General features: G+C 30.6%; 7 protein-coding genes. All 7 read right to left on the reverse strand.

The window, feature by feature from the left end; translation table 11 throughout:
- Nucleotides 1-166 precede the first annotated feature (166 nt).
- Entirely contained in the window at nucleotides 167-2,662 is a 2,496-nt protein-coding gene (locus C7K43_RS04350; protein ID WP_124005745.1) for a glycosyltransferase, read from the reverse strand.
- Nucleotides 2,663-2,837: 175 nt separating this feature from the next.
- Nucleotides 2,838-4,016 carry a CDP-glycerol glycerophosphotransferase family protein gene (locus C7K43_RS04355; RefSeq protein WP_124005746.1) on the reverse strand — a complete coding sequence of 393 codons (1,179 nt, stop codon included), beginning with the start codon at nucleotides 4,014-4,016 and terminating at the stop codon, nucleotides 2,838-2,840.
- A complete protein-coding gene (locus C7K43_RS04360) occupies nucleotides 3,997-4,743 on the reverse strand; it encodes a WecB/TagA/CpsF family glycosyltransferase (protein WP_186810680.1) in 747 nt (248 codons plus the stop codon). Before C7K43_RS04360 ends, C7K43_RS04355 begins: the two co-directional genes overlap by 20 nt.
- Nucleotides 4,733-5,887, reverse strand: coding sequence for a CDP-glycerol glycerophosphotransferase family protein (locus C7K43_RS04365; protein ID WP_124005747.1), 1,155 nt, complete (start codon nucleotides 5,885-5,887; stop codon nucleotides 4,733-4,735). The genes C7K43_RS04360 and C7K43_RS04365 overlap by 11 nt, the downstream gene beginning before the upstream one ends.
- 202 nt (nucleotides 5,888-6,089) lie before the next feature.
- Nucleotides 6,090-7,574, reverse strand: a complete 1,485-nt coding sequence (locus C7K43_RS04370) for a glycosyltransferase (RefSeq protein ID WP_124005748.1) — start codon at nucleotides 7,572-7,574, stop codon at nucleotides 6,090-6,092.
- 336 nt (nucleotides 7,575-7,910) lie between these two features.
- Nucleotides 7,911-10,184 carry a CDP-glycerol:glycerophosphate glycerophosphotransferase gene (locus tag C7K43_RS04375; RefSeq protein ID WP_124005749.1) on the reverse strand — a complete coding sequence of 758 codons (2,274 nt, stop codon included), beginning with the start codon at nucleotides 10,182-10,184 and terminating at the stop codon, nucleotides 7,911-7,913.
- An 83-nt stretch (nucleotides 10,185-10,267) separates the two neighbouring features.
- On the reverse strand, nucleotides 10,268-12,001 hold the full coding sequence (locus C7K43_RS04380) for a hypothetical protein (RefSeq protein WP_124005750.1): 1,734 nt from the start codon (nucleotides 11,999-12,001) through the stop codon (nucleotides 10,268-10,270).
- Between the last annotated feature and the right edge of the window lie 60 nt (nucleotides 12,002-12,061).

Consider the following 12,061-nt stretch of genomic DNA (forward strand, 5'->3'; position numbering starts at 1 on the left):
TCCCCCATTCCACTAAGAAAAACTTTACACCAAAAACGAAAAACAGCCAGACAATAGGAACTATCTAACTGCTTGACTTGATCCAAAATTTTTGAACGCTACAGCAAAAGAACAAAATGATTTATCTTTTAAGTAAACAAGTTTTAAAAAATAACTTCATTAACAGTTATTCACGATAATCGAGCATCCTAGTAAATTTATCGATGGCATAATCATCGTAATTTTTTATATCAAAATTTGTTTTTGATTTCATTTTACCTGAAAGAAAATCTTTCATTCCCGATACTAAACCATAGACACTATTTTCAACGATATCTCCATACTGACTATTATCACCTAGTACGGATCGATTTCCTTCAATATTCGTTGCAATAACCGGTTTGTTCAAAGCAATGGCTTCTAATAGAGTCATAGGCTGTCCTTCATGATTTGAAGATAGTATAAAACAATCACATTTATCTAATAATTCTATCGCTTGGCTCGTTTGTCCAGTAAAAACAACATTATCTTCTATGCCTAAATCAGTTGCTTTCGCTTTTAAGCTTTTTTCCAGTTCACCTGTACCAACCATATACAATTGATGTTGTCTACCTTCTTCTTTTAAGAATAAGTCAAATGCTCGAAGTAATTTATCTTGATCTTTTTCAGGAGAAAATCTGCCTATATTAATAAAATTTTTCCCCTTTTTTGTTGGCGCAATAATGGCAGTCGCTTTAACCTTACCATATTTTTGTTCATCTTCAATTAACAATACATCCTTATGATAGATCTTTGTTTCTTCTAATAAAGGCTTGATACGATGCATGAATAATGAATCAATATCTAAAACATTAGGAATATAAATAAACTGATTTTTATTAGTGTATTCAGACAGGTTATTTTTATTTAATTCTAAAGTTTTTTCTCCTACAGCAGCGATATAATCAAAATATTTATATAATGCAAAAATTCTAGCCAAATTTTTTAAATGTACTTTTTTCCCGTCGATGATTTTTAATTTTTCAGCTGCCATATCATTATGTTGGTAAATAATTTTATTAGAAAAATCAGAAAAAGCCATCATAAATGTCCAAAAGGGAACATATCCACTAAAGTCAATGCCTACTTCTATCTCAACATTTCCTAATAGACGTTTCCACTCTTGTTGTACAATTTTTTTATAAAAGTCTACATTTTCTACTTTTGCGTAATTCATAAAACGATTGTAACGTATCCACTCGTAATAAGTTAAATTCGTTCCCCCACCACGATAAGCCATATGTACATTGGGTGAGAGTCTTTTTATGTTATTCTCAAAAGTTTTATCTCCTTTGTTTTTATCAATGATAATTAAGTTATATTTATCGTAAGGAAAAAGCTTGGATAAATTTATAATTGAAGAGGTTACTCCGTTGTTTAAAAAAGCTCCTGCATACAGGACAACATTGGGCTTTTTATTATTATAGTCCCTTTCCGTTACGTTTGGCTTGCCTAAAAAGATACGGTCAACGTAATCTTTTGTTGCTTTTCCATTATCATAATTTATAAACTTAGCCTTGTAGCCCTCAATTTGTCCTTTACGTCTATCCATAATTGCATCACTTTGTTCAATATTTTTAGAAACATCTTCAGAAGTTAAACAAATACTACCAGGTAAATCGTCTAAATCTAGATAAACGCCCCGCTTATCTAAATATTCCTCTTTATCATATAAGTAAAAAATAATCGGCTTATTAGTTACTAGAAAATCAAAAAATATACTACTGTAGTCTGTTACTAGTATGTCAACATAATACAATAATTCATTGGTATCTACCCAATTAGGAATCAATGTTACCTCTTCAAAATCGATTTCTTTGATATATTTATATACTAGCGGATGAACCTTTACTAAGAATTCATAATTATCTGTATCAATATTTTCCACTATATCATTAATACTCTGAATAATTTGAAAAACAATATCTTCTACTTTGCCCACTTCACCTCTCCAAGTAGGTGCATATAGAACTCTTTTTTTACTACTCTTTAATATAGGAAAAGTACTTTCTAAAACTTGGCTTTTGCAAAAAACATTGTCGATTCTTGGATATCCATTCTCTAACACCTTACCAGGATAAATATCGTTGATGTCATGAGAGTAAACAATTTTTTCTGAAGTAAATTCGTTAGACGATAATATGTAATCAGTTTGTAAAAAGTTTTTTTGTAGATTACTATGTTGAGAAATTGCCCCATGCATATCTTTACCTAAAGTTTTTAAAGGAGTGCCATGCCAAGTATTTACATATACTTGCTTTTCTTTTTTTATAAAATATGGCGGAAAACTAACGCTATTTATTAGATATTTCGCAGAAGATAAATAGTAAAAATACTCGGTGCTATGGGTTTTAACAAATTCGACATTAGTGAATTCTTTATAATAATCATAATATCCGTTATTCTCATAATTATTTAAGACCCAAACATGTTTCATATTTTCAAAATTCGGATTATTCAATAAATATTTAAATATAGCAAAAGGATTGTCCGTCATCCCCTTTCCATGAAAGGACTCATACAAAATAACGTTATCCTTAACGTTGTATTTTTTAAAAGCTTTTTTATATTCTACTTGCCTAGAAAAATTAATATTTTTCATATTTTTCTTATAATTTTCTGTTATTTTTTTAAAATCACGCATCACTTGCACTCCTTATAAACTATAAAATTAACCAACTCTTTTATATTAACACAGCCCATTTATATTTCATAACTGTTTTATCAATTTACATTTATACAAGTTAAATAAATTGTTACAACCAAATCAAAAAAGAAAAATCTTCTCCAACCTTGGTTACAGAAGGATGAACTCTTCTTTACTTTTCCGTTATTACCTTACTTACTTTTTCCGAAGCGTCCCCATTTTCCCAACTACAAAACAATTGCTCAAACTGTTTCATTATATTATCATATTTTGAAAATTTCCCTTGTGAAATAAACTCCCGGATAAATTTGTATAAATATTCTTCGTTCTCCGCAATAGGACCAGGGACTTCACTATAATCTAGATAAAAGCCTCGTAATTTTTCTTCATAATGTGCCATGTCATAAGGGTAAAATAACATTGGGCGTTGCAATATCGCAAAATCAAACATTACTGAAGAATAATCTGTAATTAATAAATCGCTAATTAAGTATAGATCATTAATCGCTTCGTTCATGCATACTTTTACCTGATCTTCATAACCAGTAATATCGATTGTATCACCAACGAGATAATGAGGACGGATAATTAACGTGTCTTCTTTATCCAAACAATTGACAATTTTTTCTAAGTCAAAGGGGATAAAAAATCTATAACTTCCTTTTTTGATAAAGTAATCGTCACGCCAAGTTGGCGCATAAAGAATAACTCTTCCTTTTTCTTTACCAATAATCTTTTTCTTTAATTCATTCTGTAATTTTTTATTAGCTTTGTTATTCACTAACTCGTCATTTCGCGGATACCCAATTTCTAGCATATCATTTTGAAAATGAAAGGCTTGTTTAAAAACTTTTTTAGAATATTCGTTTGGAACGATTAGATAATCCCAACGATTGGCTTCAAATATAAAATTGTTCTTATAATTTTCAGTGTCAGTTCCTGGCATTGCCACTTCTTGAATATCAGCGCCTAACCTTTTTAAGGGAGTTCCATGCCAGGTTTGAATATAAATTGTATCATTATTTTTCTTTAACCAATTGGGCATCCGTGAATTAAATACCCAAAAATTCGCTCTAGTAGCAAACCACAGCCATTGAACAGAAAAGCGAGGGATAAGATTCAAATCAGGGTATTGAGCTCTTGCTTCCTTCATGTACTCTTTTTTTATCCCCCAATATAAATTTTTCTTTTCCGTCTGTTTGACTAGTTCTTGATAAATTGCATAAGGATTATCTGAAGGGAGTTTTCCGTTAAAAGATTCAAACAAGACAAGTCCTTTATGTATAGGAAAAACAGTAGCTATAAAATTAAAAATAATTTTATAGATTTTACTAAGAATTCTTTTTATCATTTTTTGTACGAACCTTCCAAAATAAACTTTTAATTACAAAAACAGGTAGTTGTAAAATTCTTTTAAACCTTTTAGGGTCAGTTACCGATCGATACAACCACTCTAAATGCACATCGATAAAAAACTGTGGAGCGCGTTTTACATGTCCGCTTAATACGTCAAAACTCCCTCCAACATCTTGAAACACCGAAACATCTAATCGAGAAATGTTTTTTGCTAACCATTTTTCCTGTTTAGGAAAACCTAAAGCAACAAATAAGAAATCTGGCTTCGCTTGATTAATTTTTTTGATAATTTCTTTTTCTGATAAAGTCGTGTATCCATCAATTTGTCCACTTAAGGTTAAATTGGGATAGTCCTTTTCAATTTGAGTCGCAGCATCAGCAACTACTTCTGGTTTTGCGCCGTATAAAAAAATACTTTTACCATAAGCATTCGCATAATCTAAAAACCGTACCATCAATTCGATACCTGCTACTCGCTCTTTGATTTGACCTCCCGTTAATTTTGAAACTAAAACAATCCCAATACCGTCAGGAATTCGATGCGTACTTTTTTCAATAAAATCATATATTTCAGAATGGTTTTGTCCTTCAACGATAATTTGTGGATTAACGCTGATAGCACTCATTTTTTTATCGTTGTGTAAATAATTTGGCAAATCATTAATTATATCGTTATAAGTAATCACATCTATGGGAACTCCCATGATTTCTTCAGTTGTCATAAGTTTTTTTCACCCACTTTAAGAGTTGTTCACGCGCATTTCCCTGAGCGTACTCATTCCATAACTGGTTAAAAGGATCAAAATTTTGTTTCAATGGTTTTTTTATCGCAGAGACCAACTCTTCCTCCGTGCTGACAATTGGTCCTGGGGCCCATCTCTCAAAACCTTCTTCAATCCCAACCTCTTTATTATATTCATTATAGTCGTAACAAAAGAAAACGACCTTTCCACTAGGATTTGCTAAAGAGTACTCAAAAGGAACTGAGGAATAGTCAGTAATTAAGCAATCCACTGATGGTAGCATTTGTACCAAATCCATTTCTTCAAAATCAAAAATAATGCCATCTTCATTTTTAATTTTGCGATAAAGTTCTTCATCATGCGGGTGTGGCTTTATCATAATTAGCCACTCATCGTCTAACAGGTGTTTCAAACGAGAAAAATTTAAAGGAATTTCTGAGCTATGCTCTCGATAGGTTGGAGCATACAAAGCGATTTTTTTATTCGATGAAAAATTGCTTTTGAAAAGCTCTTTAGCTTTTTTTAGCCATTCTTGATCAAAAAAAAGATCCGTTGGTAAATAACCAAAGGGCAACTCATCGAACGTCTGCTGATAGTTTTCAGCGAAAGTCTGTGCCATTTTCCTTGAACTAACTACATAATGCGTAATCTTTTCATAAACTTCGCTATATCTTTTTCGGTCCTTTTCTGAAACTCTTTTAGTATATTCTGCTGCAAGTCCGAACGATTTAATAGCGCCATTTGCGTGCCAAAGTTGTACTACTTTAGCACTAGAATTAAACTTAATCCCGGCTAAAAACGCAAAATAATTATCACAAAAAACTAATTGACTGCTTGTCACTACCGGTACGATGCGCTTTAATAGTACAGGAAAATCATCAATACAATAAATAAGGCAGCCCTTTTGTTCATAATAAGATGCTAGATTTTTACTATTTTTAGTATAGCAAATAACTAACTGTCCTGGAAAATTTTCATATAACATTTGCAAAGCTAATTTGCTAGTTGAAGGAAAACTGAGCAGAAATATGATTTTATTGTTCTTTTTTATAATACTTTTACTAGCTAACTGGACAAGCCAAAGATATAATTCTTTACTTGCTAAAACAAGTGGGTTACTCATATATTCACCTCCTGAGTCGTTCTATATCATTTTAACTGAAAATAATAAAAAAAGAAATCACTCTTTAGCGTTATATGTTTATATCAAGTTTTTCACAATAAAAAAACAGAAATAAGTATCAAACCTTGATACACTACGTTCTAGTAACGCATTTACTGTGCAGGTTGTCTTTATTTCTGTATTTTTAACGCTATTTTATTTATTATAATTCTAGTATATTTTCCCATTGTTCCATTACTAATTTGGAACTATATTTATCTATGATGTCTTCTCTTGCTTGCTCTCCCATTTGTCTAGCTGTGGTTTTATTTTCTATTAAATATATAATGCTTTCAACCATTTTATCTATATCCTTATTGTTTACTAAAATACCATTTTGATTGTCCCTAATAAAATCCGAAGGCCCATACTTCACATCAAAAACGACCACAGGTTTTTGATGAAGCATAGCCTCAATTATACTTAACCCTTGTCCTTCTATTTGTGAGCTAGATACTACGCAATCAAATGTTTCTATTGCCTTGTTCGGATTAGACGTATAGCCCATTAACTTAAAGTTCTTTGCTAAATTATTTTCATATATTAATTCTTCAATTTTCGGTCGATATTCGCCTTCTCCATAAATATGAAAAACCACTTCAGGGTGAAAGTCAGTGACCTTTTTCGCTACTTTAATAAGATAATCAAACCCTTTATTTTCCACTAGACGAGAAACCACTCCAACAATCTTTTCACTATTATCGTTAATACTATTACTTACATCTGGAATTTCAATAAAATTACTATTTACAAATAAATTATTTAAATTGTAATCCCTGCTTACATCTTTTTTTTGTGACTCGGTCAGCAAAACAATACCATCTAATTTATCCCCGTTTTTTAGAATATTTGTCTCTTTACGTTTTTCCTTGTTGTTTTTATTAAGATGATTTGTATGGATTGCTGCATATTTTTTTACATGTTTAAATCCAGCATCAATAATTTTAGGAAAACTTCCAGGTCCGTCACATATTATAATATTTTTCGAATCGTCTTCTATTAATTCTCTTAAAAAGTAAGAACATAATTCAGAGCTATTTTCAAATTGCTTATTATCCACAAGAAGAAATATCTTACCTACTTTTCCTGTTTCTCGATTAATATTTCTTCTCAAAAATGGATTTCCTGCTTTGTCAAAAAATCTTTCAGAAATTAATCGGTTTTTAAAATCATATTCTTTGATTCTTTTTAGTATATTCTTTTTATAATAGACTTTTTCTTTTCTTTGATTATTTTCAAATATATCTAAAGTATAGTTTCCTGTTTTTAAATTTCCCTTTTTATAAGCTAAATATTCTCCTGTTAATTTAGAAAAATATCGAGATATTTTTTCGTCTTGTTCTATACACAAAGTTCCATTTAGCAAATTTTCATAACGGTTATACAAGACCTCATTTTTTTTGTTATTGTTTGATAAGGATCTTGCTTCAAAAAACATAAACATATTAAACAGCTTAGTCTCTGAATACATTTTACCGTCATCTTTTAATTCTTTAACAACCTTAGGATAATTAGACTTATAATCGAATGTAACAATATCAGCTGGATATCCGTTTTTATAAAAATGTCGGCTTCTATTTAAAACAGCCGAAGTAATTCCTCCTTTGTTCAATCCTAAATCAAAAAATACCATATAGATATTATTCATAAAATATTAACCTCCAAAGTTTTCTAGATAATCGAATTTTCTTAATGGGTACGGGTACAACTGAATACTGGCATGTTTAAAACATAATCCAATCACAGCACTACATCATTTTACTTTCCGTCGTTATTAATTAACTTATTTTTCCTAAATAAGAAGGTTATTCGCATCTTCAAAATCTTATCTTTTTTATTATTCTAACTGAAAAGAACAATAAAGAAAACTTTTAAGACAAGCAGTAGTTAACTAAATTTTTAGTTTTAATTTAATTATATAGGCGTTAATTAACTAAAAATCCTAGTTACTTTAAAAAGTAACTAGGATTTTGTTGCCAGGTTTTTAGCTTTTTAAAACTTCCTCAACTACGCGTTCAGAAGCCTTCCCATCATCTAATGAACAATACTGCTCGTAAAAAAGCTTATATTTTTCTTCGTATTCGTACATAACTGATTTAATATTTTTTATTCGATCAATTACTTCTTCTGAAGTATATAATAATGGTCCTGGTAAATCATTTTGCACGTCAATGTAAAATCCACGCAGCTCATCTTTGTACTTAGCTAAATCATAGGTGTAAAACAGAATAGGTCTTTTTAAATTAGCAAAATCAAAAAACACTGAAGAATAATCTGTAATCAAAAGATCACTGATAATATATAAATCATTGATATCATTGTATTTTGAATAATCAAAGGCAAAGCCTTCATATTCACTTAAATCTAACACATCTGAAATGAAATAGTGCATGCGTAGTACAATGACATATTCATCGCCCAATTCTTCCCGCAAACGTTCTAGATTTAAACGCAATGTAAACTTATAATTTCCCACAGAATGAAATTCATCATCACGCCACGTAGGAGCGTATAAAATAACTTTTTTATCTAGCGGTATTCCCAAACTTTGTTTAATTCTATCATGATCTTCTGGGGTATGGTTAACCAAAATATCGTTCCTAGGATAGCCATACGTTAAAATATTCTCTCTAGGGTACATAAAGGCGCTTGTAAAAATATTTTCACTGTATTTATTATCAGCAATTAAATAATCCCATTTTCTTGATTGTTCATAGAAAATCCTTTTATATTTTTTATTAGCTGAAGTTACGTTGTCCATATCAAACACCAAATGTTTTAGCGGCGTACCATGCCACGTTGACAAGATCACTTGGTCTTTATGTTTTTCTAAATAATTTGGTTGCCGCATATTTAAAACAAAATACTTAGCAACTGATACATAATAGAAATATCGCCAGCTAAAACGAGGAATAACTTTTACATTTGAACCTTGAAACTCAGGCTCATCCTTTATTAATTCTTTATCGTTTAGAATCCAAACGTGCTGCCATTTATCAGGTTCTTCTTGTAATAAATAGTTGAACAGCGCTTTAGGACTATCAGAATAGTTCCTACCTAAAAAGCTTTCATACAAAATAGTCCGCTTTTTAATTGGTAACTTGGAGAAAATATTCTTTTGAAGGCTCTTTTGTCTGTAACGTGTCTTTTTAGGTTTAATAAAACGAGAGATACTATATGCAAATAAACGACTTCTACTTAAAAAATAAGCAGCTTTAAAACTACCGCTTTTGATACTATCAATTTCAGGTCTATGTCTTTTTTTTATTTTTATTGGCTCTGAATCAACCTGCAATATCGACTGCAATTCTTGGTAAACTGGAAGAACTGCTTTAAAAGATTCTTTAAAAGAAGCCTTTGTTACTACGTTATATAAGTAATAATTAACCGCAGCTTTTTTTACTTTTTTTATAATTATATCATTAGTACTTTCTTTTATAGATTCATTAAAAGCTTGCACTTTTTTTAATTGTCGATCGGGTCGTTCGACCTGTGAAGCAGACGGTTCATTAATTGGATCATTATGAATGGACTTATAATATAACTTGGTTGTAGTTTGTTTAATTTCCTCTGTTTGGTTGTAAAGACGAATTAAAAATGGCATATCAGCATATAAATCATTCTGTGTGTTGAAAAATAAGTTATTTTCTAGTAAAAAAGTTTTCTTTATAATAAAACTATGGGCCTTCAAATGATAACTTAATTTCGAAAAATAATCATCTGCCATATATGATTTAAAATCATGAGGAATAACATCATAATTAAATAGATCTTCTACAATTTGACGTTCATTAGCAGAAACATCGCTCGTGTTCTCCAACATTCTATTTAAATGATCCAAAGTAGCGCTACGATAAAAAGGCTTTTTTTCTGATTTCAAAGCAGAAGTTTTATCTAGATCCGTTTTAGCTATTCTTAGCTTAAGAACGTTGGCTGTGTCTCTATTTTCGTCAATAACCCGTTTAGCATAGATCAATGCATTAGGATGTAAAAAATCATCCGCATCCATAAATAAAATATAATTGCCAGCAGCTTCTCTTATTCCCACATTTCGGAAACTAGCGGTTGTTTCTGTAGTATTTTCAAAAATCCGATAGTTTAAACTACTTTTTTCTAAATAATCCTCCAAAATAGCTGATTGATTATGGATAAAAAGCACTTCAAATTTTTGATAAATTTGATTTTCCAGGCTTTCAATGCAATATTCTAGAAATTTCGGGCTATTTTCTTTGTATGGGATAACAATCGAAAATTCCATATTGTCACTCTTTTCAAATATAATTTTCTACTTAACTTAGACAGTATAATAACAAAAATAACTAATTGCAACCTATTCGATAATTATTTCCTTGTTCTTATAATTTGCCATAGGATAAAAAGTAACCAAGACAATGATGAAATGAAAAACATATAGTAAAATACAAAGGAAGTTTTATAAGTAATTTTTACCGTATTATTTCCTTTTTGAGGTTGGACTAACAATGCGCCAATCTCATTCGTTTTTATTTGTGCATTATTTAACTCTACTCCATTGACGGTAACATTAGTACGCTTATAAATAATCAAGGGCAACAACGTTTCTTTTCCATCGGAATGCCAGGAAACAACTAATTGATGGTTTTTTACCTTTTTAGATAAGCTTTCATTCACTGGATTTTCGATAATGGCCCGCTTTTGTTTACCGTAAGGATGGAAGTCCTCATCATAAGCAAGTGCTTTATCAGCTACAGGCAAATAATCTGAATTTCTTTTTTCAATCAAACGCAAAGGGGTTGCTAAATCTTTTGACTTAAAACTATTTTTCAAAGTTTGATAGTCTTGTGTTTTAAAAATTACATTTTTCGTTGAAGAAAATAGCTCATCACTCTCCCAAACTTTTTGCTGTTCATTTGAATAGTCTATATGGTCTCTAACTGCTCCGAAAAGCGCTAAAAATAAAACTGGATACACAACGATACGTTTATCTAATTGTCCTCTCCCACTTGTAACAATTGATTCAATTGAAAGACCTAACGCTAGAATAATTAACACTATAGCCGGCAGTAGCAAACGTCCAGGAAACTGTATAATTGAAATACTAGGGAACCTGTTTACTATATCGTTCCACGGAAATACTCTTGATGACAAAGCAAATAACATAAAAGCTATAACAGTTGTTAAACGATTGAGTGTAGTCATTTTTCTATAAAGAACTATTAAAAATTGACCAACAAATAATAGACAAACAACTAAAGAAAAATCTTTATAAGGTTTAACTAAATCTAACCTAACAGCATTATTTTCCATTTCCCAAACAACTGCAGGTCGCATCAATTGGTTTTCAGTGTTTATTTCCAATAGTGGATACCAAACGTTAGCAGTCATAAATAGCGTAGCCAATGCTGCAATGAGCGTGTATTTAAAAAGTATTTTTCTATTTTTTGAATAAATAAGACCAACAATAAAAAAGGGAATTAAAATGATAACAGAAAAAAGTGCCGTTAAAACATGAACTTGAATTGCCAATGTCATAACAAAAGCTAAGAAAGCCAAATCTTTTTTCTGATATTCTTTATATAAAAATTTCGACGCTGCCAGAACAACTAAGGGCAAAATAAAGGCGCCCCAGTTCCCAAATGACTGGTTAAATGACCAAGATTGGATTACATAAAAAGATGTATACATAATAGCAAACATTAAGGAAATTGGGGTTCTTATTTTATTTTTTACAAGAAGGGTAAACATACTGACAGCGGATAAAAATGTGATTAGAAAATTCGAAAATAGCTGATAACTAAACCACGAACGGCAAATAAGCAAAAATAAACCATTAAGGTAAGCAAACATCGGACCATATAGCGCATTAATAATCCGTCCAGACTGAGAAAACCCGTACATTGAAATGAAATATTGGAAATTTCCTTCTCGAATTTGTTGTGCAGCGTCATAAAAACGATTATAGTGAAAAATCCAATCATACCCCAAATACAAATTTTTATTACTAATTTGCACCCACTGTAACAAGATCGAAGCAATAAAAATAGCTATCAAAGAAATAAATAGCTGGTTTCTATGATTAGCAAAAAAATTTCTCATGTAAATCTTCCTTTACATTTTAATAATTATTTCTATTTTTGTTATTATATCACAAAAAAC

The organism is Tetragenococcus koreensis (assembly GCF_003795145.1).
Lineage (GTDB): Bacteria > Bacillota > Bacilli > Lactobacillales > Enterococcaceae > Tetragenococcus > Tetragenococcus koreensis.

Excerpts from the sequence above, each read along its gene's own strand:
- C7K43_RS04370 (WP_124005748.1), bottom strand. The coding sequence starts at position 7,574 with ATGAATAATATCTATATGGTATTTTTTGATTTAGGATTGAACAAAGGA.
- C7K43_RS04360 (WP_186810680.1), bottom strand. The coding sequence starts at position 4,743 with ATGACAACTGAAGAAATCATGGGAGTTCCCATAGATGTGATTACTTAT.
- C7K43_RS04350 (WP_124005745.1), bottom strand. The coding sequence starts at position 2,662 with ATGCGTGATTTTAAAAAAATAACAGAAAATTATAAGAAAAATATGAAA.
- C7K43_RS04355 (WP_124005746.1), bottom strand. The coding sequence starts at position 4,016 with ATGATAAAAAGAATTCTTAGTAAAATCTATAAAATTATTTTTAATTTT.
- C7K43_RS04375 (WP_124005749.1), bottom strand. The coding sequence starts at position 10,184 with ATGGAATTTTCGATTGTTATCCCATACAAAGAAAATAGCCCGAAATTT.
- C7K43_RS04365 (WP_124005747.1), bottom strand. The coding sequence starts at position 5,887 with ATGAGTAACCCACTTGTTTTAGCAAGTAAAGAATTATATCTTTGGCTT.
- C7K43_RS04380 (WP_124005750.1), bottom strand. The coding sequence starts at position 12,001 with ATGAGAAATTTTTTTGCTAATCATAGAAACCAGCTATTTATTTCTTTG.